This window comes from Nocardia sp. NPDC004568 (genome assembly GCF_040609955.1).
GTDB lineage: Bacteria > Actinomycetota > Actinomycetes > Mycobacteriales > Mycobacteriaceae > Nocardia.
Genome location: NZ_JBEXLL010000005.1, coordinates 132248 through 159200, shown reverse-complemented (window position 1 = coordinate 159200; position 26953 = coordinate 132248). Strand labels below are relative to the sequence as shown.

Annotated in this window: 18 protein-coding genes and 2 pseudogenes; 10 read left to right on the top strand and 10 right to left on the bottom strand. The window is 68.2% G+C overall.

Annotated features, from left to right (window positions below; all coding sequences use genetic code 11):
- Position 1: 1 nt before the first annotated feature.
- From ABZV91_RS04605 to ABZV91_RS04595, 3 genes are all read right to left on the bottom strand, one after another.
- Positions 2 to 850, bottom strand: a complete 849-nt coding sequence (locus ABZV91_RS04605) for an ABC-2 family transporter protein (protein ID WP_355235347.1) — start codon at positions 848 to 850, stop codon at positions 2 to 4.
- Positions 843 to 1670, bottom strand: a complete 828-nt coding sequence (locus tag ABZV91_RS04600) for an ABC-2 family transporter protein (RefSeq protein ID WP_355235345.1) — start codon at positions 1668 to 1670, stop codon at positions 843 to 845. The genes ABZV91_RS04605 and ABZV91_RS04600 overlap by 8 nt, the downstream gene beginning before the upstream one ends.
- A gap of 83 nt (positions 1671 to 1753) precedes the next feature.
- Entirely contained in the window at positions 1754 to 3793 is a 2040-nt protein-coding gene (locus tag ABZV91_RS04595; protein ID WP_355235342.1) for an NADPH-dependent 2,4-dienoyl-CoA reductase, read from the bottom strand.
- 732 nt (positions 3794 to 4525) lie between these two features.
- On the opposite strand from ABZV91_RS04595, the gene ABZV91_RS04590 reads away from it, so the two are divergent.
- A complete protein-coding gene (locus ABZV91_RS04590) occupies positions 4526 to 5164 on the top strand; it encodes a transglycosylase SLT domain-containing protein (protein ID WP_355235336.1) in 639 nt (212 codons plus the stop codon).
- 424 nt (positions 5165 to 5588) lie between these two features.
- Positions 5589 to 5900: a hypothetical protein gene (locus tag ABZV91_RS04585; RefSeq protein ID WP_355235334.1), complete on the top strand. Its 312-nt coding sequence runs from the start codon at positions 5589 to 5591 to the stop codon at positions 5898 to 5900.
- A 103-nt stretch (positions 5901 to 6003) separates the two neighbouring features.
- Here ABZV91_RS04585 and ABZV91_RS04580 read toward each other — a convergent pair whose 3' ends face one another.
- Positions 6004 to 8118: an acyltransferase family protein gene (locus ABZV91_RS04580; protein ID WP_355235331.1), complete on the bottom strand. Its 2115-nt coding sequence runs from the start codon at positions 8116 to 8118 to the stop codon at positions 6004 to 6006.
- Positions 8119 to 8434: 316 nt separating this feature from the next.
- On the opposite strand from ABZV91_RS04580, the gene ABZV91_RS04575 reads away from it, so the two are divergent.
- Entirely contained in the window at positions 8435 to 8746 is a 312-nt protein-coding gene (locus ABZV91_RS04575; protein ID WP_030525532.1) for an excalibur calcium-binding domain-containing protein, read from the top strand.
- A 78-nt stretch (positions 8747 to 8824) separates the two neighbouring features.
- On the opposite strand, the gene ABZV91_RS04570 is transcribed toward ABZV91_RS04575, so the two are convergent.
- Positions 8825 to 9046 (bottom strand): DUF3618 domain-containing protein, encoded by a 222-nt coding sequence (locus tag ABZV91_RS04570; protein WP_039823189.1) that lies wholly within the window; start codon positions 9044 to 9046, stop codon positions 8825 to 8827.
- Between the two features lie 266 nt (positions 9047 to 9312).
- On the opposite strand from ABZV91_RS04570, the gene bcp reads away from it, so the two are divergent.
- Complete coding sequence (bcp, locus tag ABZV91_RS04565; RefSeq protein ID WP_355235327.1) at positions 9313 to 9786, top strand: thioredoxin-dependent thiol peroxidase; 474 nt, start codon at positions 9313 to 9315, stop codon at positions 9784 to 9786.
- Between the two features lie 80 nt (positions 9787 to 9866).
- On the opposite strand, the gene ABZV91_RS04560 is transcribed toward bcp, so the two are convergent.
- Positions 9867 to 10670 carry a TetR/AcrR family transcriptional regulator gene (locus ABZV91_RS04560; protein ID WP_355235324.1) on the bottom strand — a complete coding sequence of 268 codons (804 nt, stop codon included), beginning with the start codon at positions 10668 to 10670 and terminating at the stop codon, positions 9867 to 9869.
- 196 nt (positions 10671 to 10866) lie between these two features.
- Between ABZV91_RS04560 and ABZV91_RS04555 the strand changes: the two genes are divergently transcribed.
- The 5 genes from ABZV91_RS04555 (at position 10867) to ABZV91_RS04535 (ending at position 15205) form a co-directional block, all read left to right on the top strand.
- Positions 10867 to 11817, top strand: coding sequence for an ATP-binding cassette domain-containing protein (locus ABZV91_RS04555; RefSeq protein WP_355235321.1), 951 nt, complete (start codon positions 10867 to 10869; stop codon positions 11815 to 11817).
- A gap of 30 nt (positions 11818 to 11847) precedes the next feature.
- The gene (locus ABZV91_RS04550) at positions 11848 to 12618 is read left to right on the top strand and encodes an ABC transporter permease (protein ID WP_355235319.1); all 771 of its coding nucleotides are present in this window, start codon (positions 11848 to 11850) and stop codon (positions 12616 to 12618) included.
- Between the two features lie 220 nt (positions 12619 to 12838).
- Positions 12839 to 13459 carry a TetR/AcrR family transcriptional regulator gene (locus tag ABZV91_RS04545; RefSeq protein WP_051715520.1) on the top strand — a complete coding sequence of 207 codons (621 nt, stop codon included), beginning with the start codon at positions 12839 to 12841 and terminating at the stop codon, positions 13457 to 13459.
- 41 nt (positions 13460 to 13500) lie between these two features.
- Positions 13501 to 13917, top strand: coding sequence for a helix-turn-helix domain-containing protein (locus ABZV91_RS04540; RefSeq protein WP_355235316.1), 417 nt, complete (start codon positions 13501 to 13503; stop codon positions 13915 to 13917).
- 208 nt (positions 13918 to 14125) lie between these two features.
- The gene (locus tag ABZV91_RS04535) at positions 14126 to 15205 is read left to right on the top strand and encodes an ADP-ribosyltransferase (protein WP_355235313.1); all 1080 of its coding nucleotides are present in this window, start codon (positions 14126 to 14128) and stop codon (positions 15203 to 15205) included.
- Between the two features lie 214 nt (positions 15206 to 15419).
- On the opposite strand, the pseudogene ABZV91_RS04530 reads toward ABZV91_RS04535, so the two are convergent.
- Positions 15420 to 15689: pseudogene (locus ABZV91_RS04530) on the bottom strand (transposase); the annotation flags it as partial.
- 477 nt (positions 15690 to 16166) lie between these two features.
- Between ABZV91_RS04530 and ABZV91_RS04525 the strand changes: the two are divergent.
- Positions 16167 to 16813 (top strand): annotated as a pseudogene (locus ABZV91_RS04525) (integrase core domain-containing protein); the annotation flags it as partial.
- Between the two features lie 39 nt (positions 16814 to 16852).
- On the opposite strand, the gene ABZV91_RS04520 reads toward ABZV91_RS04525, so the two are convergent.
- From ABZV91_RS04520 to ABZV91_RS04510, 3 genes are all read right to left on the bottom strand, one after another.
- Positions 16853 to 16936: a pentapeptide repeat-containing protein gene (locus ABZV91_RS04520; protein WP_355235419.1), complete on the bottom strand. Its 84-nt coding sequence runs from the start codon at positions 16934 to 16936 to the stop codon at positions 16853 to 16855.
- A 168-nt stretch (positions 16937 to 17104) separates the two neighbouring features.
- Positions 17105 to 17542 (bottom strand): holo-ACP synthase, encoded by a 438-nt coding sequence (locus tag ABZV91_RS04515; RefSeq protein ID WP_355235311.1) that lies wholly within the window; start codon positions 17540 to 17542, stop codon positions 17105 to 17107.
- Positions 17543 to 17553: 11 nt separating this feature from the next.
- Positions 17554 to 26856 carry a fatty acid synthase subunit beta domain-containing protein gene (locus ABZV91_RS04510; protein WP_355235416.1) on the bottom strand — a complete coding sequence of 3101 codons (9303 nt, stop codon included), beginning with the start codon at positions 26854 to 26856 and terminating at the stop codon, positions 17554 to 17556.
- Positions 26857 to 26953: the final 97 nt, after the last annotated feature.

The window sequence follows — 26953 nt, the reverse complement described above, 5'->3', positions numbered from 1 at the left end:
CTCAGCCACCGCCGCTCTGATAGTGCCTCGTTCCGATCCGCCACATCACCCAAGCCAGCACCCACACCCATGCCGCCGCGAGCGGCGCGCACCAGGCGAGCCAGGCCGGCCGCCCGGCGGGGCCGGGTAGATCCAGTAGTGCCAGGGTCGGGAGATAAGCGGTGAACGCCACCGGTATCGCGACGCAGAACAGCAGCTTCAGCGGTGTGGGGAAAACCGACGCGGGTTGCGTCGCCGCGAAGGATCCGCCGTAGGTGAAGCTGTTGGTCATCTCCGCCCCGTCGATCAGGAAGAACTGGCAGCCCGCGGCCACCACGAACAGTCCACCGAAAAGGACGGTGCCGCACACCACCGTCAGCGCGATCAGCGCCACGGAGACGGCCGACCACTCGATCTCGTTGCGCACCAGCCCGACGGTCAGCACCACCAGCGCGACCGTGGCCCGGGCCAGGCGGCGCAAGGAGAAATCGCTGGTGATCAATTGCAGCAGCACCGGCTGCGGGCGCAGATGGTAGATGTCGAGCTGGCCGAGGCGGATGAGATTCGGCAGTTTGTCCAGGTGCCCGAACACCAACTGGGCCAGCGCGAAGGCCAGATTGCTCAGACCGAACAGCAGCAGCGCGGCGTCCAGGTCCAGGCCGCCCAGCACCTTCGCCTGGTGGAAGATCAGCCATACCTCGGCGAATTCGGCCAGTCCGACCACAGTCGCCCCCGCCATATCGCTGGCGAAGGACAGCCGATAGGTGCGCTGCGCCCGGATCCGGGACCGCAGCACCGCCGCATAGGGAGCGAATCGATTGCCGGCGGGAATCCGCCGGTTCCGCGGCGGGCGCACAGCGGTCTCAACCACCCTGCACCTCCAGCTTGCGCCGCCCCGCGGCCAGCAGGACGCGTCCCAGTACGAGCACGACCAGCAGCCAGCAGACCTGCGTACCCACCAGCTGCGCCGCGTCCCAGCCGGTGGCCCGGCCGGACAGCACATCCACCGGCACCTGCAGCATCGACGGGAAGGGCGTGCAGTGGGCGATACCGCGCAGCCAGTCCGGGAAGATGTGCACCGGGACGAACAGTCCGGCGAGGAACGGGCCGCCGACCTGATACAGCGTCCGCAGCCCGCGGGTCTCCACCACCCAGAATCCGGCGGTGGTGAGGACGAACAGGGACAGGAAGGAGATGGCCGTGGCGAGCACGACGCTGAGGAGACCGAGCACATAGGACTCGGGCGAGCCGGGAAACGCCAGCCCGAAGGTGAGCGCACCGACCAGCAGGCTCGGTATGCCCCGGGGGATCAGCGTGCACAGCGCCCGGCCGAGATCGGCGGCGAGATTCCCCAGCTGCACATCCACCGGCCGCAGGAAATCGATCGCGATATCACCGGTACGGATCCGTTCGGCCAGTTCCAGTTCCGCGCCCATGAACTGCAGCGCGCCGAGCAGTCCCTGGGAGATCCAGACATAGGCCCCGATACTGCCCGCGTCGTATCCGCCGAACCCACCGGTGGCGTCGATGGCGGCGATCATCACCGACGCACGGACGAAGCCGAACACACAGTTGGTGAACAACCCGGCGACCATGGCCAGCTTGTACCGCCATTGCCGGCGGAATCCGGCCACCACGAGCCGCCAGTAGACACCGGCAGTGCCCCGGAGATCGACCGCAGTGGCCGACACGGTCACCCCCCTGCTTTGCGCGGACACAAAGCGGCCAGCCTACCGCGCCACTCCCGGGCGGGAAAGCGATTATCGAGCGGCCCTCACAACCGCGCGGCCAGCCGGGTGCCCTGCTCGATGGCCCGCTTCGCGTCGAGTTCGGCGGCCAGTTCGGCGCCACCGATCAGATGCGTCGGCACCCCCGCGGCGGTGAGTTCCGATTCGAGGTCACGCACCGATTCCTGGCCGGCGCAGATGATCACATTGTCGACCGGGATCACCCGGGGCCGCGCACGCTTCGGGCCGAAGCTGATGTGCAGCCCCGCATCGTCGATCCGCTCGTAGTTCACCCCGCCGATCTGCTCGACCCCTCTGGCCTTCAACGCCGCCCGATGCACCCAACCGCTCGTCTTCCCGAGTCCTTTCCCGAAGGTGGTGTCTTTGCGCTGCAACAGAACGACCTCACGCGCCGCGGGGGCCGGGCGGGGTGCGCGCAACTGGCCGCGCGATTGTTCGTCGTCGGTATCGACACCCCACTCCTCGCGCCACTCGTCCGGTTTCAGCGTCGGATGCCCGTCCACGACCAGGTATTCGCTCACATCGAAGCCGATTCCGCCGGCACCGATCACCGCGACCCGCTCGCCCACCGGTTTGCCGTCACGCACGAGTTCGGCATACGAGAGCACCATCGGATGGTCGATACCCGGGATATCCGGGATACGCGGCCGGACCCCTGTCGCCAGCACGACCTCGTCGTAGCGCCGGTCGATCAGGTCGGCCGCGGTGACACGGGTGTTCAGATGCACCTGCACACCGGTGATTTCCAGTTTGCGGGTGAAATAGCGGATGGACTCGTCGAACTCCTCTTTGCCCGGAATCCGGCGCGCGATATCGAACTGGCCGCCGATTCGATCGAGAGCCTCGAACAGGTCCACCCGGTGGCCGCGCTCGGCCAGATTCACTGCCGCCGAGAGCCCGGCCGGCCCGGCCCCCACCACCGCGATGCTCTTCGCACGCCGGGCGGGCAGCAGGACGAGCTCGGTTTCCCGGCCGGCCCGCGGGTTCAGCAGGCACGACACCGTACGGTGCTGGAAGGCGTGGTCGAGGCAGGCCTGGTTGCAGGCGATACAGGTATTGATCTCGTCGGTCCGGCCGGTGGCGGCCTTGTCGGCCCATTCAGGGTCGGCCAGCAGCGGCCTGGCCATCGAGACGAGCTGCGCGTCGCCGCGGGTCAGGATCTCCTCGGCGACCTCGGGCATATTGATGCGGTTCGAGGCGCACACCGGGATCCCCACCGCCGCAGTGATCTTCGCGGTGAAATCCACGAAGGCCGCGCGCGGTACCGAGGTCACGATCGTGGGCACTCGCGCCTCGTGCCAGCCGATATCCGTATTGAGAATATCGACGCCGGCCGTCTCCAATTCCCGGGCGAGCGCGAGGATCTCATCGAGAGTCTGCCCGTTTTCCACCAGTTCCGCCATCGACAAACGGAATACGATCAGGAACTCGGACCCGACCGCCACTCGGGTGCGCCTGACGATCTCCACCGCGAGCCGCCGGCGATTTTCGGCAGAGCCGCCCCAACGATCGGTTCGTTTGTTCGTACGCGGCGCGAGGAATTGATTGATCAGGTATCCCTCCCCGCCCATTATTTCGACCCCGTCGTATCCCGCGAACCGGGCGAGTTCGGCGCATCGGACATAATCGTCGATGGTCCGCCGAATTCCCCGGTCCGAAAGGGCACGGGGACGGAACGGATTGATCGGCGCCTTGATCGAGGAGGCGGATACGCTGCCCGGGACGTAGGCGTATCGCCCCGCGTGCAGGATCTGCAGCGCGATCCTGCCGCCCGCCTGGTGCACCGCGCGCGTGATCGCGCGATGGCGGTAGGCCTCGGTCCGGTTGGTCAGTTTCGCGCCGAACGGCAGCAACCATCCGGTGCGATTGGGCGCGTAACCACCGGTGATGATCAGGCCGACCCCGCCGCGGGCGCGTTCGGCGAAGTAGGCGGCCAGCCGGTTCGTATCCCAGGCCCGGTCCTCCAGACCGGTGTGCATGGATCCCATGACCACCCTGTTGCGCAGTGTGGTGTGCCCGACCTCGAGCGGGGTGAACAGCTGCGGATAACTCGGCGTCGAGTACATCGCGGGCCCTCTTTCCGATATCGGTCCGGCCCGGTGGCGACCCGGCCGCCGGGCCTACAGGGCCTCATCACACCATTTCGCCACGGCGCCGTTCCACCCCCGGAGCACATCACCCTGGGAAAGCGGCCCCGACCGGAGTCACCGCACCCTCGTGGCAACCCCGCCGCCACCGCGTTTTCCCATCACGGAACCATCACGAGCACCTGAATCCACCGTTACCGATCAGAAATTTTATGTCCTGCACCACAAGATGTTTAGAACCATTTCCCCAGGTCGTCGCGGTGATGGAACGCATTCATTTCCCACTTCAAGATCGCACTTAAGATTTTCTCAGGCTCCGTTAACCTGCTGTTCACCTACTGTGACCATTCTGAGATCCGGTCGTCAAAGACCTGAAGTTCGGCTAGTCCGCGATGTTGTGGACCCAAGGTTGGAAACAACCGCGAAAACTCGCCGGCGCGACAACCACAAAGAGTATCGCGATAGTCGAACTCGAGTCCACTCGACTTCACCACAGTGTGGAGTTCCTGCGGGCGCGGCGGACCGGGAAGCCACCCGGTAACCGCGATATGCGCCATCCGGACCCGGACCAGCCTGCGTTCGGTGTCACACAAAAGAACCCGATAACAGCACAGTCATGTTTTCCGGTAGCGGGCCACCGGCCCGCACCGAAGATCCGTGCTGCCCGAACCGGGCCGGATCCCGAGACCGAACAAGGAACCGAATCCGATCATGCCTTCCCACAGTTTCACCAGCCTGCGCCGTCGTACCAAGCGTGAGGTCTTCGGCTTCGCCCTCGCCACGGCCGGTATCGTCGCCGTCACCGCCTCGTCCGCGGTCTCCATGGCCGATGACAGCTCCCCCAGCCGGGTTGCCATGGTCGCCGAGCAGGCGCCCGCACCCCGGACCGACGAGGCGGCCGCCATCGCCGCGCCCGCCGCCGAGGCCGAGATCATTCCGGCTCCGGCGCCCGCCCCCGAAGCGCTGGCCGCGCCGGCCCCGGCCCCCGCTCCCGAGGCGGCACCCGCGCCGGCGCCCGCCCCGGTCTACCCCAACAACCTGGACGGCTGGATCCAGGAAGCCCTGGACATCATGGCCGCGAACGGCATCCCCGGCAGCTTCGACGGCATCAAACGCAACATCCTGCGGGAATCCTCGGGCGACCCGGGGGCCATCAACCTGTGGGACTCCAACGCCATGATGGGCATCCCCTCCAAGGGCCTGCTCCAGGTGATCGACCCCACCTTCGCCGCGTACCACGTGCCCGGCACCCCGTTCGACGTGTGGAACCCGGTCTCCAACATCGCGGCGGCCTGCAACTACGCCGCCCACCGGTACGGCTCCATGGACAACGTCAACAGCGCGTACTGAGCAATCCGCTCCGCCTCCGGCGGGGCGGGGCCGGGCCCGCAAGGCCCCCTGTTGATCGAAGCGGTCAGCGGAGATGGTCCGATCCGTGGTCCCGAGAAAATTTCATGATCGGCGGGGTGGCGCAACGGCGCGCCGGCCGCGGCGAATCCCCGGATGACGGGACCACGGTGAGGGTCTCGGGCATCCCGGCCCGGGACACCGTCGTCCCGCACGATCCCGCCGCCCCCCGCGGATCGTCCGCGCCGCGCAACGACGCACGGTCGCGGCGGCCCGCCGAATCGGCGGGAAACCACAACGAAGTGGGTGCGCGATGCCGTCCGATACGGGCGGCATCGCGCATTTTCCGTCCCGGGCCCCCGATCGGGGCGACGGAGGCCGAGATCGCCGGCCCGATCCCGATTCCGGGGACCTTCTACACTTGCTCATGGCCGATTACGCGCATTCCCCGGCCGCGGAGGCCGGGCGGGCCGCCAAGGCGCGGCAGCTGGCCGGTTACCTGTGGGACCGGGACATCTCCGGCGCCGAACTGCTCGGCCTCTCTGCCGCGGTGCGGCGCAAGCTCGCCCGGGCCGCGGGCGCCAACCCACCCGGCACCGAGGAGACCTGGCGTTCGGTGGCGCGTCTGCTGGACGAGAAAGCCGCGTGGGCGGCGCGGCACCCCGGCCATCCGGCGGCCGCGCGAAACCATACCGACGAGAAACTGCTCTGGGTGAAGCCGCCGGTCACCCCCTGGTGACCACGTCCGCACTCCCCCACCGACGCCGCGGCCCACGTGACCGTGCGGGTCACGTGGGGTGCGTGCCGGGCGGGCCGGTGGGAGTAGTGCACCGGCCCGGGCTTCACCACCAGCCGGTGGCCATCCCGATCTGACGCTCCAGCTCGGGAGCCAGGGTCCGGGCATAACTCGCGCTGAGATGGTGCTCGTCGTGGTAGACGAGCACGTTCCCCTCGACCACCCGGCAGATCTCGGGTCCGCACACCGAGTCGGTGAGGTCCAGCAGCCGCATGTTCGGAAACGCCGCGGCATGCACCAGTGCCGGGTTCACCGGCGCCAGCGCCGTCGCACGCTGCATACCGCAGGTGGCGCTGTCACCGCCGGCCGCCAGGCAGTCCACGGCGCTGTAGCGGACGCCGGTCGGGCTGCGCAACCACGGGGTATCGCGAATGGCGAGCACATTCAGGTTGCGTTCGGCCAGCGCCGCCCACACATCCAGATACTCGGCCGGGACCACGTCGCCGCCGCTGGGCCAGATGGGCGCGGTGGCAGTGGTGAACACCCAGTCCGGCGGATCGGACGCGAGCAGATCGATCACCTGCCGGGACCAGTCGCGGCAATCGGAGATGTCCAGGCCACGGTATTGGGCGTCGTCGCGGATGTTCAGCGAACAGCCCATCTTCAAGTAGACGACGACCTTGATGTCGTGCACCTGGGCCAGCGCGTCCATGGCGGGCATCCAGTGCTCGGCATGGGAGTTACCGACCATGGCAATGGTGCGCGACCCGTTGGGGTCACCATAGGTGCAGGTCACGACCTCTTTGTTGAACCAGTCGGAGATACAGCCGTCGCGGGTGGGGGCCGGCAGATCGTTGGACGCCTCCAGAATGGACGGACGCAGTTTCGCCACCGGGACCGCCGCCCCGGCGAACAGGGCCTCCGCACCCGGGTACTCGTTCACCGGTAGCGCTTCCACCGGTTCGGAGGGCGTGCGGGCCATCACCACCTGCCACGAGATACAGGAGCCGAGAACGAGCGCGCCCACCAGGCTCACCGCCACGGCGGGGATACGGCGCTGCCAGACCGGGGTCACCGTGGTCCGCCCGGACCGCAGCCGCAGCGGCTCCTCGACGAACTTGTTGGTCAGCACCGCCAGCACCAGCGACGCCGAGATGACGAGCAGGCCACCGCCGAGACCGGCATGCGGCTTCCCGGTCTGCACCAGGTAGTAGATGAGCAGCGGCCAGTGCCACAGGTACAGCGAATAGGCGATGGAACCCAGTTCGACCATCGGGCGGGAGGCCAGCAGCCGCGAGACGACCGACCGCCAGCCGCTCTCGGTGCGGATCCCGGCGACGATCAGCGCCACCGCCGCGCCCACCGGGAACAATGCGGCCGGCCCCGGGAACTGGCGGGCTCCGTCGAAGAGCACCCCGCAGACGAGGACCGCCGTGAGTCCCGCGGCGGCCACGAGCGTCAGCAGGACGCGCGCGACCCGTTCCCCGACGATCCGCACCCAGGGCAGCACGGCGGCCAGCAGCGCACCGGTCAGCAGCTCCCAGGCGCGGGCGGCGCTGTCGTAATAGGTCCATTCCTGGGAGACGGTCATCCATACGGCGGCATAGACGAAAGAGCCGGTGCCCAGGACCAGCGCGAGCACCGCGATCGTCGGGCGCACCGCCGAGGCGCGGCCCAGGCGTACGCACGCCCGACCGATCACCGCCAGGAGTACCGCGATGGCGAGATAGAACTGGCCCTGTACCGCCATCGACCACATGTGTTGCAGCGGGCTCACCGAGGGGTCCGCGGCCAGATAGCTCTCGGAGGCCTGCGCCAGATACCAGTTCTGGTAATAGAAGGCGGTGGCGATGGTCTGACCGGACATATTGCCCCAGGTCGAGTACGGCCGGTACAGCACGGTGACGATCGCCACCACGGCCAGCACCACCATCAGGGCGGGCAGCAGCCGGCGCGCGGTCCGCACGGCCGTCTGCCGCAGTCCCACGGCTCCGGTCCGTTCCACCTGGCGCAGCAGCATGCCGGTGTAGAAGAAGCCCGAGAGGACCAGGAAGATATCGACTCCGCCGGAAACCTTGCCATACCACACATGGAATGCGACGACCAGGGCGATCGCTATCCCGCGCAGGCCGTCCAGATCCAGCCGGTAATCGCCCGGGCGGGCCGCGGCAGGTGGCGCGGCGGGGCCACCCGTGACGTCACTGTCCTTGATTCGCAACAACTGCGTTCCCCGACCTATCGCTTTCTCCGGCCGACCCGGGACGAGTCGAGTAACAGCAGCGGAGTACGAGCCTCGGACATAGCAGCATCCCTATCACAATGTGTCGTCCACGGCGAAACCTCCGTGTACGTGCGGAGAACTTCGCCACTGTGGCGCGGTACGCCACGGCATCCGGGGAGTACCCAGCCCGGTGGCCGTTCTCTCCTGTCTTATCCAGGCCATACGAGTTGACAATCGACCCGCCCCTCACAACAGTGGAAGCCGCGCGTTCTCGTCGAACGCAGATCCACACTCCCCAGCAGACATAGAGGAATTCATGAACGTACGCCAGCTCTATGTCAGCGCCGCCGCCGCGGGGCTGACTCTTCTGGCCGCTCCCGCCGCGAGCGCCGCCGGCCCGATCGGACTCCCGCTGCCCTCCCTGGCGGGCACCGGTTCCTCCGCGGCCGACGCCGTGCTGGGCGCGACCGGTTCGGCCCAGCTGACGCAGACCGGTTCGGCCGGCGGTGCCTTCAAGAACTGTGACGAAGCGCGCGCCGCGGGCCGGGCGCCGATCTTCCGCGGCGAGCCCGGTTTCGGTCCGCACCTGGATCCCGACGGCGACGGGTTCGCTTGCCCCACCGTCTGATCCACGGTTACTGCGCACGAACACCCGGTGACAGCGCCGCTGTCACCGGGTGTTCTGCATTCGCGGCCGGTACCCGGGTCAGCGCAGGATCTTGAACAGCAGCGCACCCGCCACCAGCGCACCGATACCGATCAGGGTGTACTTCACCTTCGGCTCGTTCACCTTCGCCAGCGCCAACTGCTTGGTCCCCTCCGCGATCCGCTGCGGATCGGCCCGCACGGCGATCTCGTCGAGAGTGCTGGCCAACCGCTCCCGCGCGGCCTCGATCTCCTGCTCGATCCGCTCGGTATCCTTTGCCACCTTCACGCCTCCTGTAACTGGTCTGCCGCGCTCGTAGGCGGCCGATGTTCCACCCCTGGGCCGGCTTGTCGTCCACGGATCGGCCGGGGCCCGCTCGAGTGTATCCGCGCGCACCACACTCGCCGGTTGTTCATCCCCGCCCGCGATCCGCCCGGGGGCACGGCGTGCGGGTACGCGGTACGGTCCCCCCGGGACGGCCGATACCCACCGGATCGCCGCGACGCGTACGCGGCCGGGAATCCGGCGGGTCGATTACGGTAGCGAGGGTGACCGACAACCAGCGACTCTCCCCCGGCGACCCGGCACCCGATTTCACCCTTCCCGATGCCGACGGCAACGAGGTATCGCTCGCCGACTACCGCGGCCGCAAGGTCGTGGTGTACTTCTACCCCGCCGCGAGCACCCCCGGCTGCACAAAACAGGCCTGCGACTTCCGGGACAGCCTCGGCGAACTGCACTCCGCCGGCCTCGACGTGATCGGTATCTCCCCCGACAAACCGGCCAAGCTCGCCAAGTTCCGCGACGCCGAGCGACTGAACTTCCCGCTGCTGTCCGACCCCGGCCGCACGGTGCTCACCGCTTGGGGCGCCTTCGGCGAGAAGACCATGTACGGCAAGACGGTGACCGGCGTCATCCGGTCGACCTTCCTCGTCGATGCCGAGGGCAAGATCGAGGTCGCGCAGTACAACGTGCGCGCCACCGGACACGTCGCCAAACTCCGTCGCGACCTCTCGGTCTGATCCGCGGACAGTGCAGCGCCGTCCCGGCGTCGCGGCGTGATCGTCCCGACCACCCGGGTACGGTGGCGCGGCCCGGGTGGTCATTCGTAGGAGGCGATCAACCGCTCGTAACCGTCGAGGAGTAGTCCCAGCCCGGTATCGAAGAACAGTGTCGCCCACTGCTGATCGTCCTGTTCGAAGGCCTGGGCGCGTACGGCCGCGGTGAGAGCGGGGAACCGGGCGGGGTCCAGCCGGTCGATGATCCCCCAATCACCTCCGGACCCTTCTTCTTCCGCTTTGATCTCCTCGGCCAGCCGGGCCCGGCCGATTATGTAGAGCGACAGGTTCATCACCAGCTGCAGTTTCAGCGCCTCGGGTATCCGGGTCTGCCCCAGCGCGGCCAGACCGGTCTCCAGCCAGGCCATATTGTTGGGCCCCAGCGGTGGCGCACTCATCCGCACGTGCAGCCAGCCGGTGTGCCGGCTGATGACCCGGTATTCCGCCCGTGCCCACAGCTCCAGCGCCTCGCGCCACGGCGTACCCGGCGGAATCTCCGGCGGCATGCCGACCACCCGGTCCAGAGCGATCTCCAGCAGGGTCGCCTTGCTGTCCACGTAGCGGTACAGCGACATCGCCGTGAAGCCCAGCCGCTCGGCGACCTTGTTCATCGACAGGGCTTCGAATCCTTCTTCGTCGGCGAGTTCGATCGCGGTGTCGACGATCTGTTCCAGGCTCAGCCCCCGCCGGGGCCCGCGGGTACCGGCCGGTTCCAGCCCCCACATCAGCGCGACGGCCTTGGACAGCGGCGGACTGTCCGGGCCCGCGGCCCACGGCCCGGTGTCTTTCTCGTGTGATGTGCCCGATTCCGAGTGTGGCCCGTTCTGACCTGCGCCGACTCTCGCCATCGACTTCCTTTCGCTGCGGTCCGCGGCAGCGGGCGCCGTCACCCGCGTGCCGCCGCCGACCGGCCCGACCGGTGGCTCTGCCTACTACATCACCCGGAGCTCACCTCTTGCGCCCCACCCCGAACTGTGTACTGTTTAAACTAAATTTATGCCATATACAGTTTACTCGGCATACAGTTTTCGAACGGAGTCCGCCATGACCGCCCCACCCGCCATCTCCCTCGCCGGCCTCACCAAAACCTTCGGCGACCGTCACGTCCTCGCCGGTATCGACCTCGATATCGCCCCGGGGTCGGTGTTCTCGCTGCTCGGCCCCAACGGCGCCGGGAAAACCACGATGGTCCGCATCCTCGCCACGCTGACCAGGCCGGACGCCGGAACGGTCCGGGTGGCCGGTCACGATGCGGTCCGGGAACCCGACCGCGTCCGCGCGGCCATCGGAGTCACCGGCCAGTACGCGGCCCTCGACAAAGTGCTCACCGGCGCCGAGAACCTGCACATGGTCGGACACCTGCTGCACCTGGGCCGGTCCGGCACCCGGTTGCGCGCCGTGGAACTACTCGAGCGCTTCGACCTCACCGATGCCGCGAACCGTCCCGTGAACACCTACTCCGGCGGTATGGGCCGGCGCCTCGACCTGGCCATGAGCCTGATGGGACGCCCGGAAGTGGTCTTCCTGGACGAGCCCACCACCGGTCTCGACCCGCGCAGCCGCCGCGAACTGTGGACGGTGATCCGGGAACTGGTGGACGACGGCGTCACCGTTTTCCTCACCACCCAGTACCTCGAGGAGGCCGACCAGCTCGCCGACCGGATCGCGGTCCTGCACGACGGACGCATCGTCGCCGACGGCACCCCGGCCGAACTCAAACGGCTCACCCCCGGCGGCCATATCCGCTTCCGCTTCGCCGACCTCACGGATCTGACAGCGGCCGCCCGGGTCACCGGCCATCCCGACATCGATCCCGCCGAGCTGACCCTGCAGATCCCCTCGGACGGCTCGGTGGCCCATCTCAAACACCTGCTCGACCGATTCACCGAACTCGACCTCACCGTAGAGGAACTCGGCGTGCACACGCCCGACCTCGACGATGTGTTCTTCGCGCTCACCAGCCGGCCGGCCGCCCCGCTGCCGGCCGCCTCCTGACCTTCCCGTACCGCACAGAAAACCGCACTGATGACCACGCTCGCCCGCTCCGCGCAGGACGCCGCCACCATGACCGCGCGCAATATGCGCCATACGCTGCGCAGTCCCGACTCGCTGATCAGCACACTCGCGCTGCCGATCATGATCCTGCTGATGTTCGTCTACGTCTTCGGCGGCGCCATGAACGTCGGCGACAGCACCTTCGTCGACTACGTGGTGCCCGGGATCATCCTGCTGTGCGCCAGTTTCGGCGCGTCCACCACCGCGGTCGGCGTCTCGGTCGATATCACCGAGGGCATCGTGGACCGGTTCTCCACCATGGCCATCAGTCGCTCGGCATTCCTCACCGGGCGCATCACCGAGAGCCTGCTGCGCAATATGGCCGCCACCACCGTCGTGATCGGCGTCGCCGTGGCCATCGGGTTCCGCCCCACCACCGACCCGCTGCGCTGGCTCGCCGCGGCCGGGGTGCTCGCGCTGGTGGTCCTGGCACTGTCCTGGATGTCGGCCTGCTTCGGCTTGCTCGCCGGCAGCCCGGAGGCCGCCAACGGATTCACCATCTTCGCGATGTTCATCCCCTATATCAGCAGTGCGTTCGTCCCACCGGAGACCATGCCGGGCTGGCTGCGGGGGTTCGCCGAACACCAGCCCGTGACACCGGTCATCGAAACCCTGCGCGGGCTCCTGGTCGGCACCCCCATCGGTCACAGCGCGGTCCTCGCACTCGCCTGGTGGGGCGCGATCGCGGCGGTGTCCTATCTCGCGGCCCTGGTCCTGTACCGCAGGCGCACCCGGAACTGATCGATTCCGGCCGATCCGGGCGGCCCGACCGAGTGTTGCGCGGCCCGGATCGCCGGTGTCGCGGTGGTGAGACATGACAGACTCGCCGTCACAGTTCCATACTCTGCACCATGGTGTTCCCGCTACCGCTAGCCTGGGACAGGTGAACGTACGGACGGAGGCCAGGGCCAAACGGCGTCCGGACCCTGCGCTGGAGCTCCAGGACGACCCGCAAGAGCTGATGCCACGCCGGCGTCCGACCCAGGAACGCAGCAAGCGCAAATTCGACGCCCTGCTCCAGGCCTCGCGCGAATTGCTGGTGGAAGTCGGTTTCGAATCGTTCACCTGCGAAGAGGTCGCGGCCCGCGCCGAAGTCCCGATCGGCACTCTCTACCAGTTCTTCGCCAACAAATATGTGATCGTCTGCGAACTGAACCGGCAGGATCTGGTGGCGGTATCGCAGGAGCTGGCCGATTTCCACGGCGAGATCCCGTCGCTGGACTGGCTGCGGCATATGAACCAGTTCGTCGACCATCTGGCCAACCTGTGGATGACCGACCCGTCCCGGCGCGAGGTGTGGCTGGCCATGCAGTCCACGCCCTCCACCCGGGCCACCGGCGCCATCCACGAGAAGGAATTCGCCGAGGTCGTTTCGCAGATGCTGCGACCGCTCACCCCGCGCACCCCGCGGGCTCGGCGCACCATGATGGCCGAGGTGCTGGTGCATGTGGTCTATTCGATGATGAACTTCTCGGTACAGGACGAGCAGAGCCACGCCGACGCGGTCGCCGAGCTCAAACGGCTCATGGTCGCCTATCTCCTGGTAGCGGAGAAGGAATCCCGCACCGCCAGCCAGCGCTGAGCTCCGTCCCCGGCCCGTAGCCTCCGCACACCGGGCCCACCTTGTCGCGATACCGGCCGACTCCGGTTCGGCACAGCGCCACGGCATACCCGCCCGGAGCGCAAAGTCCGCACGGTCCGGTCACCAATGGCAACACGTGCGCAGCGGAAGCGACCAACAAGGATGTGGCTGCGGCGTCGGGGACGCGAGAGCAGACCGCGGCCCGCTGGCGGGGCCGGTTCGTCCGCGCCGAGCTGGCGTGCCTGGTGGACGAGCCGCGGCCGGGTGCCCCGCGCACGATCACCGACGGCGAAGTCGATAGAAGTCATCGTGAAGACTCTCGAACATGCCCTAACGGGCGGGAACACGCACTAGTCGACACGAGGCATGGCGAAAACGACCGGCGTGTCGTACTCGGTGATCTGGCAGATCTGGCACGCGTTCGGGTAGGGCTGCATGGCAAACATAGGGCACTATAATTTCAATTCGACAAACCGGCTACATTTCGATCTGTCACACCGCTCATCTCAGCTGAACTGCCACTGCCCTGCAGCGGCACCCGCTGATACTTCGCGCTTATACTACACCACAGCACAATCCGACCGAAACGACTCGATGGGTGCCGGAGAATCCCAGGAATCCGAAGCCACTCGAACTCGAATCAGTACGACCAGGCCGAGGGACATCGTGACAGTTTCCGGGCAGTTCCGCTCACTTGCCGAACGCTTGGCCGTCGATCTTCGAACGTTGGGCCGGTCTCGGACGGAGACGGTCCAGCACATCATCCATACACTACGCCGCGTATCGCATGAAGTACCCGACCGAGATCACTACAGCCCGACATTGATGGCGATCGAAGGAGGACTACCCCTCCGAACGGCTATCGGCAGCGACCATGTGCCGGACTGGACTCAATTCCGTGTCCGCAACGGCTACCTACACTTCACATCCGACCGGTCCGGCGCATGGTACGGCGAACGCATCCTCGGACCCATACGCGACCGACTACACCCCGAACAGATCGAGGCCGTCCGCAATTTTACCAAATGGTCAAGGCCTTTTAACAACATTCGGGACGGAGATCCCAATTCATTTTTTCAGGAGCTGGCCGCAGCGAAATCAGCATTCGACGATCTCGCGCCATTGACTGGCCTAAATCCGGTACCAACACTGAGGCAGCTGATCTCGATCAGCACACGACCCGACGTGACCGAGAGGCAGCGACACCTGATAGCGAAGTTGGCTGCCAACCCCGACTCGAACGGCGGATTGGACAAGATCTGGATGTACGAATTTCTAAGCCGACGCATGCAGATCCACTTCGAGGGTCCGGCCAATTTCAGTACCGCTGGGCGGTGGATTGCAACGATGGACAGTGCCGTAGAACGCGCCATTCCCGGTTCGATTCATGCGTCACGAACATTGCGCTCAATTGATCACTTGATCGACATCGACGGCATGGCTTTGGGTTCGGAGATCACAACAGAAAGATTACAATCTCTTATAGGAAGTGTGCAGACCGATAGGGGCTATATGTCATGCAGTCTCGGCAAGCACGTGACGCCCGATGGGCCGGGGAAATACTGGCTTGAACTCGACATTCCCGAGAACTCGTTAGGTTTGTATGTGGGCGAGAGGAGTGCATTTCCGAATCAAAACGAACTAATCCTCGCTCGACACACTTCATACTCTATATCCGACGTTCAAGGAACGCTCGACTCCGGAATCGCCATCCATGGAGAAGTAATCTCGCGCAGCGGAAGGTAGAAGAATATGGGACTGTGGATTCAAGGGCTCATCTGCTGGCCGGGGCTTGACCAGAGTGGCGCCGTTACCGAGATAGTGCCCATCTCGACACTTGGGGGTTCGGGTTGGCGTGTGCCGGGCGGAACTGGGCGATAAGTTCACGGGCTCGCTGCGGCGGTTTGAACAGTAGGAGAAACCTTTTCATGCCTTAGAAAGTGTTGGGGAACCTGGTCGGTTAGTTGGTGAGGTCGTCTGCTGGCCGGCGGGCGGCCTCGGTTTCGATCGGACCGGAGGGCTCCACGGTTTCACCGGCGAGGCGCGCGGCCATGAGCCGGATAATCGCGATCTGGATCATCGCTTCGGCGTGGGCGGTTCTACGTTCGTAGTCGCGTGCCAATCGTCTACACTTTGTCAGCCAGGAGAACGTGCGTTCGACCACCCACCTGCGGGGCAGCACCTGAAAGCCTTTCACATCGGCGTTCCGGGGCACCGCCACGATCTCGATACTTTCTCAGGGGCATCTGCTCGTGCACCAGCTCGCCGAGTTCGCGTTCACCCCCTATCGGGATTACGTTGAGGAGTGGGTTTCTGGTGGCAGGTTCACTACCTACGCCGTCGCGGCCTGAGTCACCAGTCCACGTCGACGCCGACCTCTCGGGTCAGGCTTCCCCGCCAGCCCGAGTAAGTGTTACCGCGTACCTGAGCACCTTTCAGTCCGCGCACCCCACGCATGTCAATCAGTCGGCAGTCCACGAATGTGGTGTTGTGCTCGATATTCGCCTGCGAGAACTGCGCGCCAGTGAGGTTGACCTGACCCCGCTGGTTCGGTCCGGAGTTTGTGAGAGTCTGAATGCCCAGGTTTTGGGCGGGAGGGCTCGACAACGATCATGGCGGTGCGTAAACGACACACCCCTGAGCAGGTGGTCCGGAAACTGACCGAGGCCGGTCGGCTGCCGGCCGAGGGCAAGAACTGAAACCCATCCACAACAGGGGATTCCACCGCGCTTATCACGATGCCCGCGCCGAGAGCTGGGCGGTGAACCACAAAAGATTCAGGCGCCTGTGGCGGGCCGAAGGCCTGCGGGTGCCGGTGCGGCGGCGCCGTAAAAGCCTCGGCGCCTCCACTGTTACCGAGGTGACCGCGGACGCGCCGAATCGGATGTGGGCGATCGATTTCCAGTTCGACGCCACCACCGACAGGCGGCCGGTGAAGATCGTGTCGATCGTCGACGAGCACACCCGTGAATGCCTGGGCGGGCTGGTGGAGCGTTCGATCACGCCGACAGGTTGATCGACGAACTCGACCGCATCGCGGCCGAACGAGGCTATCCGACGGTGCTGCGCTGTGACAACGGCCCGGAGCTGGCGTGCTCGGTGATGGCCGACTGGGCCGGTGAACGGGTCGGGCCAGCGTTCATCCCGCCTGGCCAGCCCTGGCGCAACGGCTACATCGAGTCGTTCAACGAGCGGTTGCGCGACGAATGCCTCGAGATCAACAGTTTCTGGTCGCTGACCCCAGGCCCGGGTCGTGATCACCGATTGGAAACCGACTACCACCAGCGGCGACGGCATTCGGCCCTAAGCTATCGCACCCCGGCCGGATACGCTGTCATCTGCACACATCAATGACCGGCTCTCACAGCCCGTGGACCGATCACCGGGAACCCGTCAAGGTCGCATTCCCTCGAACCGGACGCTGCGGAACCAGACCCTCTGGAAGTCCGCACCTGCCAGGTTGCAGCCGGTGCACACCGATTACTCCCCTGTCCGACGCGGAATCCGCACCGAACGTAGCATGCCGCTGCTGTTCTGCTGCAGAGGGTGGGGAGCAGCCTCCGGAAACGACACGATCGCCGCAACCCCTCATCAAGAGTGTTGCGACGATCGCGTGACGCCAGGCCCCGGCTGTTCGTCGTTCGCTCAGTTCTCCGGTGGCCGACCCTCGATCAGGTCGGCCAGTTCGCCCGGGTCCTCCAGCACCACCATCGCGGCCGCCGTGTCACCGTCGTGGGTGAGCGACAGGTGCACTCGCACCCGCGGCAGGAACTCCGCGGCCAGGCCGTGCAGTTTGATGCTCGGCCGGCCCCAGGCGTCATTGACGACCTCGATCAACGGGTACGGGTTGTCCCCGATCTGCGGACGGCGGGCGAAGCGCGACGAGGCCCAGGCCTTGAGCACTGCCTCCTTCGCCGCCCACCGCGCCGCGTAACTACGGGCCGGATCGGTGGCCTTGCTCTGGCAGTAGCGCCGCTCACCGGCGGTGAAACTCTCCCTGAGCATGGTCGTTCCGGCACGGTCCAGCTGTTCGGCGAACTCGGAGATGGTCACCAGGTCCAAGCCGATTCCGAGGATTGTCACAGTGGCGCAGCCTACGCAGTACCGGCGACGCCGGCACCGGAAGTGCCACCGACGAACCGCCCGGTCTCGCAACCGGCTCCATCGACCTGGTAGACCCCGCCGGTGCCGAGCCGCGCGTCCTCGGACAGCAGCACCTCGGCCTCGAGACCGCGGATCTTCGCCGCCGGGGTGCCGTCGCCGCCGAGGCGCCGATCGGCCGGACGCTCGTAGAGCGCCGCGCCACCGCACATCGCCTCGACGATCCGCTGCCGACCCGCCAGCAGGCGTTCCTGCGCCCGCCGCTGGTACTCCGCCCGCCGGGCCGGTTCGATCGCCTGGACGAACGCCTCCGGATGGACGACCGCCAGCAGACCGGACACATGCCCGAAGCCGAGCGAGGTCACCAGGCCCGCCTTGAGCGGGAACCGGTCACCGAAGCGCAGCGCCTCGCGCACCCAGACCAGATGCGGGTATTCCGACATCTTGTCGTCCACGCAATCCAGGCTCCGGTTCGGCGGCACCACACCGTTTTCCAGCACCTGGCACAGGCCGATCAGCTGGAACGCGGCCGCGCCACCCTTGGCGTGTCCGGTGAGGCTCTTCTGCGAGACCACGAACAACGGTGCCCCGTCGGACCGGCCGATGGCCGCCGCCAGCCGCTCGTGCAGTTCGGACTCGTTCGGATCGTTGGCCGCGGTGGAGGTGTCGTGTTTGGACACCACCGCGATATCGTCCGGGCCCACACCGAGTTTGCGCAGTTCGGCGGCGAACCGGGATTCCCGGCCACCCCGGCCCGCACCCAGCGCGCCGAGGCCGGGCGCCGGGATCGAGGTGTGCACGCCGTCGGCGTAGGACTGGGCGTAGGCGACCACACCGAGGACCGGCAGGCCCAGCTCCAGCGCCACATCACCGCGGGCCAGCAGCACGGTGCCGCCGCCCTGCGATTCCACGAATCCGCCGCGACGCCGGTCGTTGGCCCGGGAGAAGTAGCGGTCGCTGATGCCCTTGGCGCTCATGGCCGCCGAATCCGCGGTGGCCGACATATCACCGAAGCCGACGATGCCCTCGATACCCAGATCGTCGAAGCCACCGGCCACGACCACCTCGGCCTTACCGAGCTTGATCTTGTCGACACCTTCCTCCACCGACACCGCGGCGGTGGCGCAGGCCGCCACCGGATGCACCATGGCGCCGTAGCTGCCGACATAGGACTGCACGACATGCGCCAGGGCCACGTTGGGCAGCGCCTCCTGCAGGATGTCGTTGGGCCGCGGTTCGCCGAGCAGGTTGTCGACGTAGAGCGAGCGCATCGACGACATACCGCCCATACCGGTGCCCTGGGTGTTGGCCACCAGGCTCGGGTGCACCCAGCTCATCAGCTCCGACGGGCTGAACCCGGAACCGACGAACGCGTCGACGGTGCAGGCGATGTTCCACAGCGCCACCCGGTCGATCGAGGACGCCATATCCGGGGAGATACCCCAGACGGTGGGATCCCAGCCGGTCGGGATCTGGCCGCCCACGGTCCGCGACAGGTTCGCCCGGCGCGGCACCCGGATCTCGGTGCCGGCCTTGCGGGTCACGGTCCAGTCGCCGGAATCGGCGACCGGGGTGATGACCGTGTGCTCGGGGTCGGCCGCGTGGAAGGCGCGCGCCTCGGCTTCGCCGCCGACCGTGAACGAGAGATCCTGGTCCAGGAAGACCGAGGTCATCAGCGGGCTGCTGTTGTCCACCATGGCACCGTCGTCGGCGTAGCGGCGGATACCGCACCGCTGCACCACGGCGTCGTGATACCGCTCGGCCAGTTCGTGTTCCGGCACGTAGTCACCGGATTCGGTGTCGTACCAGCCCGGCTTGGGATCGTTCTCCCAGGCCACCATGCCGGTGGTCCAGGCCAGCTCCAGCACACCGCCGGCCGACAGCTCGTCGGAGACCTCCATCTCGAACCGGGTCCGCGCCGAACCGTACGGTCCGAGCTCACCGGCACCGACGATGACGACCATATCGGCGAGATCGGCGGTCACCGCACCCCATTCGGGGACGGGCAGCGCGGAGGTGAGCGCCGGCGGCGCGGGCAGCGCGGAGATCCGCGGCCCGTCCGAGGTCGGCGCCTCGTCGGCTTCCTCGGCGTCCGCGGCTTCCTGCGCCTGCTTGGCCAGCGCCGCCAGATCCAGCTCGGCACCGGCCAGCCCGCCGGTGAGATCGACCTGCTGCGGGTCGGCCGCGGCGGCCGCGCGGGCCTGCTCGGTCGCCCACTTCAGCAGTTCGTCGGCGATCTCGTCGGTCGACCAGGTCTGCACTCCGGCCTGTTCGACGGCGTCCACCATCGGATCGTTGTGGCCCATGAGCCCGGTGCCCCGGACCCAGCCGATCAGCGCGTGTACCAGGGTGACCCGGGTCGCCCACGTCTTCTCGGCCCGCCACCGGGCGACCACGGCGTCGAGCGCGGCCTTGGCCTCGCCGTAGGCGCCGTCACCGCCGAAGAGACCGCGGTTGGGCGAACCCGGCAGCACCACATGGAGTTTCGCGTCGACATCGTGATCGGCGCCCAGCGTGGACAGACCACCGATGAGCCGCTCGACCGACCACAGCAGCACCCGCATCTCCATTTCGGCGCGGGCACCCGCGTCGGAGAGGTAGCCGGAGACCCGCGGCGCCGCGAACGGCAGCAGCAGGGTGGGGGTCAGCGCGTCCTTGGTCTTGATCTTGGCGCCACCGGCATTGTCGACCTGCTCGGTACCGACCCACTCGATGAGGGCGTCGATATCGGTGTAGGAGACCATATTCGCCGGGACCACCCACAGCGCCGCACCGTGGCGGGCGTTGGCGCGGTAGAGGTCACGGTAGAAGCCGAGCCGGGTGTCGTCGAGCCGTGAGGTGGTGACCACCACGGTCGCCCCGCCTCCGAGCAGTCGCCCGGCGAGCGCGGCGGCGATGGAGCCCTTGCTCGCGCCGGTGACCACCGCGACCTCGTCGGACCACACACCGGTCTCGGTGGTGTCGCGCGCCGCCTCGGCGATCCGCTCGTAGTGACCGGCCAGCACCGAACGCGCCTCGCCCACGGCCCGCTGCCGCCACCAGTCGGCCTGCGCGGCAACCGCTTCGCCGGCACCGGTGAACCCGGCGACCGGCAGCTGCGCGGTCACGGAATCCTCGCCCAGCCACAGCCGGGCCAGATCCTCACGCGCGCTGGCCCACCGGTCGTCGATGAGCACCGCCTTGCGGGCGTCGAACGCCGGGGCGACCAGCCGCGGCCAGTCCGATCCCAGTTCCGCCGACACCAGGTCGACGAGGCCGTCATCGGTGGCCTCGGCCGCGGAGGTCCGCTCGCTCAGGCCGAGCTGCTCGAGCACCAGACGGGCCGCCGAAGCCAGCACACCGTCCTTGCCGGTGATCTGCTCGGTGAACTCGCCCAGGGCCGCCGCGTCCACGGTGCCGCCGCCGGAGCCGCCGGCCGCGGGCAGCGAGACCGCCACCCCGCGCCGTGCCGCCACCGCCTGGACGGCGGCATCGATCGCGGCGTCCACGGACGCGCTGTCGGACAGCGCCCCGGAGACCAGACCGCCCAGGTCGCCACCGCGCACGCTGGTGCCCTCGCGGGTCCCGAGCGAGACCTCGGCGGTGATGTGGCTGGCCCAGCCCTCACCCAGTTCCCAGACCTTCTTCACGCGTTCGGCGATCGCGGCCGGCCGCTTACCGGACGGCCCGAACACCTTGCGCAGATGATCGTTGATCGCATCGCTGAGCACCGAGCCGAACGGCTTGTAGGTGCGGGCGAGGCGTTCCACGGTCGCGGACAGCGCGCCCATATCGGCATCGGCGGCACCGTCGATCGCGCCCAGCGACAGTTCCGACCCGAGGTCGACCAGCAGCTGGTTGCGGCGCGAGGACACCCCGTCGCAGAGGCCCTCGATGGTGTCGACCGGGCCGATCTGGTCGATGCGGAGTTTGGTCCACAGCGCGATCAGCACGCGGGTGGCGTCGGCGGCGGTGAAGGCGATGTCGTCGGGCCGCGGACCACCGGTCGCGGCCGCAGGCGTGGGCGCGGCGGCGGCGGCCGGAGCGGCCGCGGTGGCGGGGGCCTCGGCGGCCTCCTCCGCGGGCTCGTCCACCGGAGCCGGGTCGGTATCGGTGGAGTACACCACCGCCGCCTCGCGCTCGATATTGAGCACCTCCACCGTGGTGGTGGCGAAATCGGGCAGCTTCAGGGTCTGGCTCGCCAGGTTCGCCACGGTCGGGGTGGCACCCAGGCCGACCTCCACGAAACGTTCCACGCCCAGCTCACCGAACAGCAGGTCCTGGGTCTCGATCCAGCGCACCGGGCTGGCGAACTGCCAGGCCAGTAGTTCGATGAGGACCACGCGGCACAGTTCGCTCGGACGCTGTGCCCACGAGTCGAAATCGGCGAGGACGGCGGCGAGCGGCTCCGAGGGCACCAGGTCGGCGATCTCGGCGACGAACTCCCGCTCCAGCGAGAACGGCTTGGGCACGAGGTTCGGGATGTAGCGCCCGACCAGCACCTCCGGCTGCAGTTCCTCGGGCAGCAGCTGCTCGAGCTTGCCCCGGAACTCCGGCACACCCTTGCGCAGCACCGTGGAATGGAACGGCACATCGATACCGGGCACCAGGATGAAGGCGCGCTTCCCGCCGAATTCCGCCCGGCGCCGCTCGATCTCGGCCTCCAGGGCGTCGAGACCGGCGACGGTCCCCGCGATGGCGTACTGCGAACCCCGCAGGTTCAGGTTCACCACCTCGAGGAATTCCCCGACCTGCTCGCCGACACCGGAGACGAAGCCGATGACCTCGTCGTCGGGCAGTCCGATCTGCGAGGGCCGGATGGCGGCCATCCGGTAGTCGCTGCGGCCCTGCGCATCCCGCGGCACCAGCTCGTGCATGGCCGAACCACGCTGGAACACCACCTCGAGGACCGCTTCGAGCGGCAGCACACCGGCCACGGCGGCCAGCGCGTTGTACTCACCGACCGAATGCCCGGCCAGCAGCGCACCCTCCACGAACGCACCGGCCTCCCGGAGCTCCGCGACCTGCGCGACGCCGAGGGTGGCCATGGCGACCTGGGTGAACTGGGTCAGGTGCAGGACGCCGTCCGGGTGCCGGTGCTCGACCCCGCGGGCCTTCAGGTAGGTCGGGTTGTCCCGCACCACGGCCAGGATCGAGAAGCCCAGCGCCTCCCGGGTGTGCTTATCGGCCCGATCCCAGATGGCCTTGGCGGCCTTGGAGCGCGACCGCGCGTCCAGGCCCATCCCCTTGCGCTGGATACCCTGGCCCGGGAACGCGTAGACAGTCTTCGGCGCGGCGGTACGACCGGTCGCGGTCATCACCAGATCGCCGTCGGCACGGCAGGAGACCTCGACGATCTCGTCGCCGCCGTCGACCGCGACCCGTTCCACCCGCACATCGATATCGGCGCCCGGCCGGACCATGCCCAGGAACCGGGTGGTCCACGCGGTCAGTGTGCGCGCCGGCACCGACGCCTGCGGGTCCACGGCAGACACCGCGTGCTGGGCGGCGGCGGACAGCCACATGCCGTGCACGATCGGGCTACCCAGGCCGGCGAGCTTCGCGGCGGCATCGCTGGTGTGGATGGGGTTGTGGTCACCGGAGACCGCGGCGAACGCGGCCATGCTCCGGGGCGCCACCATGGTGACGTCGCGGCGCCGGCGGCGCGGGGTCTCGGTGGCATCGGCGCTCACGGTGCCCGCGGCCCGCGGCGGATCGGTCAGTTCGCCCGCGCCGGTGCGGCCGCGGATGGCGAACCGCTCGGTCAGCCGGGCCAGCGGTACCACATCGAGGCCCTGATCCCGCATCTCACCGACGGTGACGTCCACCTCGACCACCCGGCCGAGGTCGGTGTCGACAACCGTCCCGGATTCGGCCCGCACCACGAGAATGCTGGTCTCGCCGGGCAGTTCGCGCAGCAGCTCGATCCGGTGGTCCAGATGCACCAGATCCAGCATGCCCTCGATGACGCTGGTATCGGCCGCGGTCCGCGCCGCGCCCAGCACCCCGAACACCGCCGGCCAGCAGGCACCCACCAGCACGTCGGGCACCGTACGGCCCAGCGTGCTCAGTTCCGCCGGCAGGCCGGCGCCGGTGACGCCGGCGTGATCGGCGACCAGATCCGGCGACCAGGCCACGTTCAGGTGCGCGACGCTGCTCTTCACCTCCGGCAGCGCCTGTCCGGCGGCCACCCCGAGCAGCGCGGACATCGCCGCGTCCGCATCGGCTTCGGTCACCACCGGCGCGCCGCCGTTGTAGACGGTCACCGGCACCGTGATGCGGATGCGCACCACATGTCCGGCGTACAGCGGGACGGTCAACTCCACGTAGTTGTGCTCGGCCTCGGGGCCCTCGGTCTCGACCAGGGTGGCTCCGGTCGGCGGGTGCACCGCACCCTTCTCGTCCACAGTCCACTCGTGCAGGTCACCGAGCCGGTGCACCGGGTTCACGGTGGCCCGGCCCGACCAGTTCACGTCCGGCGCGGCCAGCACCACATCGATCGGCCCGCTGGTCACGGCGGCGACCCGGCGGGCGTCGACCGCGGTCGGCGCCAAGCCGTCGCGGACCAGCTTGTAGGCGGTGTCCTGCTCGAAGCGGTCCAGCAGTTCGCCGACGGGCTCGTCCACCCGGGTGATGCCGGCGACGGCGACGGTGCCCGGGATGACGCAGACCTGATCGGCGGAGTAGCGCGGATCGTGGGCCTGCCACAGCGAATCCGAACGCCACCAGCGGCGCACGTCCTGATCGACCACCGGGACGAAGTTGACCGGCTTACCCGGGGTCTTGCACAGGGTGATGAAGAACGGCACATCCGCCGGATGGAGCAGCGTCTGCTCCGCCGCCGGGTAGCGCTCGCGCAGCGCGGCGAGCGCGGCGGCGGGATCTTCCAGATCCTCGTCGCGGAACAGCGAGTCGATCTCACCGCGGTCGGCCGGGGCGAGCCGGGCCTCGGCGCGGCGCAGCATCTCGGCGAACCGGTCGCGCCAGCTGATGTCCAGCCACACCGACCGGGTCGCCGCGGTGATCGCGTCACCGAGGTCGGTGCCGCAGTCGAAGTCCTGGCGGCGCTCCTGCCCGATCGCCAGGTCCACATAGCGTTCGAGCCAGGCCAGATAGGTCATGGTCGCGACATCGCCGAAGTAGGGCTTGGCGGTGGCGTCGAGCGCGGCGATGATCTCGGCGCGGCGTGCGGCCACCGCCTCGGCGTCCCCGGCCACCTCGTCGAGCAGGCGACCGGTGCGCGAGGCGGCATTGTCGATCTCGTGGATATCGGCGCCCAGCTGGCTGCGGCCCGAGGCCATCCCGCCGCTCGCGGTGCCCGCACCGACCCAGTCCGGGGTGCCGGGGGTGTCGACCAGGAGCTGCTTCACCTCGGGCGCGGTGGTGGCCTCCAGCGTCGCCATCGCCGCGGTACCCACCAACACGCCGTCCAGCGGCATGGCCGGGTAGCCGTACGGCGCCGACCAGGCGCCGGTCAGGTATTCGGTGGCGCGCTCCGGGGTGCCGATCCCGCCGCCGACGCAGACCACGACATTCCCGTGGGTGCGCAGTTCGGCATAGGTTTCCAGGAGGAGATCGTCCAGATCCTCCCAAGAGTGGTGCCCACCGGCCTTACCGCCCTCGATGTGCATGATCACCGGGTATTCCGGCACCGCGTCGGCGATCCGGAGTACCGCGCGGATCTGCGCGACCGTGCCCGGTTTGAAGGCGACGTGGCTGATCCCCACCTCGGTCAGTTCCTCGATCAGCGCGACGGCTTCCTCGAGCTCCGGGATCCCGGCAGTCACGATCACACCGTCGAACGGAGCGCCCGCCGCGCGGGACCGCTGAACCAGCCGCTTACCGCCCAGCTGCAGTTTCCACAGGTACGGATCCAGGAACAGCGAGTTGAACTGCACCTGCCGGCCCGGGTGCAGCAGTTCCTGCAGGTCCGCGACTCGGTCGGCGAAGATCTGCTCGGTCACCTGGCCACCGCCGGCCAGTTCGGCCCAGTGCCCGGCGTTGGCCGCGGCCGCGACGATCTTCGCGTCCACCGTGGTCGGGGTCATCCCCGCCAGCAGGATGGGCGAGCGTCCGGTGAGCCTGGTGAACGCGGTCTCCACCACGATGCGCCCGTTCGGCAGGCGTACCGGGCGCGGCGCGAACGCGGTCCACGGCTGCGCGACCTCCGGCGTGGCGCCCGGGGTCAGCAGATTGCGCTGGCCGGCGCGGGTGGCGGCGGCGATCATGCCGACGCCGCTGCCCTTGAGCGAACCACCGCTGACCCGGGAGAGCAGGTCGCCGGGGCCGAGGTCCAGAATCCATTCGGCGCCGGTGCCGACCACTTCGTCCACGGTAGCTACCCAGTCGACCGGCTCGACCAGGATGTCGCGGGCCAGCTCGCCGGCGAGTTCGGTATCGAGCCCGCACTGCCCGGCCCATCCGGCGACCAGTTCGACGGTGTCGGCCAGGGCCGGATGGTGGAACGCGACCTCCACATCGAGATCTTCGAAGACCGGCGCGAAGACCGCACCGCCGCGCTGCTTGGCCGACCGCTCACGATCCTGTTCGGTGTGTAACTGCTCACAGCGCTGCTGCACCCGGCGCAGCTGCTCAGGGCTGCCGGACAGCACCACCCGGCGCCGGCCGTTGCGGATCGACAGGACCGCGGCCGCCATGGAGTCCACACCCGCCGAAACCTCGGCGAGCACCGCCCGCAGTTCATCGGGGTCGACGTGGGAGACCGCGACCATGGAGGACCGCTCGCCCACCGGCATCAGGCCGCGCCGCCGCGCCACCAGTCCGGCGGCCGCGCCGAGCAGCTGAGCGATGGCGAGAATCTCCGCGTCCCGCTCCCCAGCGGCCCGGACCGCGGCGGCCGCCAGCAGCCCCTGCGAATGCCCGATCACCGCGACCGGCGCGAATTCGGCCGGGTCCAGCCCCTGCAACCGCAGCGCCCGCAAGGCGGCGAGCTGGGTCAGTAGGACGCCCGGCAGTGAGACCGCCGCCGAACGCAGAACCCGCTCGGGCGGCGCGTCCGAGGTGTCGGTGTCGTCGTCGGCGAGCTCGTCCTCCAGCATCCAGGCGACGGGGTCGAATCCCACCGGGCGCACCACCAGCAGCTGGTCCGCGACCGGGCCCAGCAGGGTGGACGCCTCGTTGACCAGCGCGGTGAGTTCGGGTTCGAGGGCGGCGTCGCGGCCGATCTCGGCCAGTTCGCCCAGCCAGCTGGCGCCCTGCCCGCCGAAGGCGAGCGCGTACGGCGTTCCTTCCCGCAACCGGTCCAGCAACGGCGTGCGATTCGTCTCGGTCACGGTCCTGCCTGCGGCCGCGTCCACCCGGTGTCCGGCCCCGGACGCAGTGCTCTCGTTGATCGTCAAGACGCTTCGACTTTCTCTCGTGGCGACATGTCTTCGGAGACTTCCCCGGCTCCCA

Excerpts from the sequence above, each read along its gene's own strand:
- ABZV91_RS04595 (WP_355235342.1), bottom strand. The coding sequence starts at position 3,793 with ATGTACTCGACGCCGAGTTATCCGCAGCTGTTCACCCCGCTCGAGGTC.
- ABZV91_RS04590 (WP_355235336.1), top strand. The coding sequence starts at position 4,526 with ATGCCTTCCCACAGTTTCACCAGCCTGCGCCGTCGTACCAAGCGTGAG.
- ABZV91_RS04585 (WP_355235334.1), top strand. The coding sequence starts at position 5,589 with ATGGCCGATTACGCGCATTCCCCGGCCGCGGAGGCCGGGCGGGCCGCC.
- ABZV91_RS04575 (WP_030525532.1), top strand. The coding sequence starts at position 8,435 with ATGAACGTACGCCAGCTCTATGTCAGCGCCGCCGCCGCGGGGCTGACT.
- ABZV91_RS04560 (WP_355235324.1), bottom strand. The coding sequence starts at position 10,670 with ATGGCGAGAGTCGGCGCAGGTCAGAACGGGCCACACTCGGAATCGGGC.
- ABZV91_RS04555 (WP_355235321.1), top strand. The coding sequence starts at position 10,867 with ATGACCGCCCCACCCGCCATCTCCCTCGCCGGCCTCACCAAAACCTTC.
- ABZV91_RS04550 (WP_355235319.1), top strand. The coding sequence starts at position 11,848 with ATGACCACGCTCGCCCGCTCCGCGCAGGACGCCGCCACCATGACCGCG.
- ABZV91_RS04545 (WP_051715520.1), top strand. The coding sequence starts at position 12,839 with ATGCCACGCCGGCGTCCGACCCAGGAACGCAGCAAGCGCAAATTCGAC.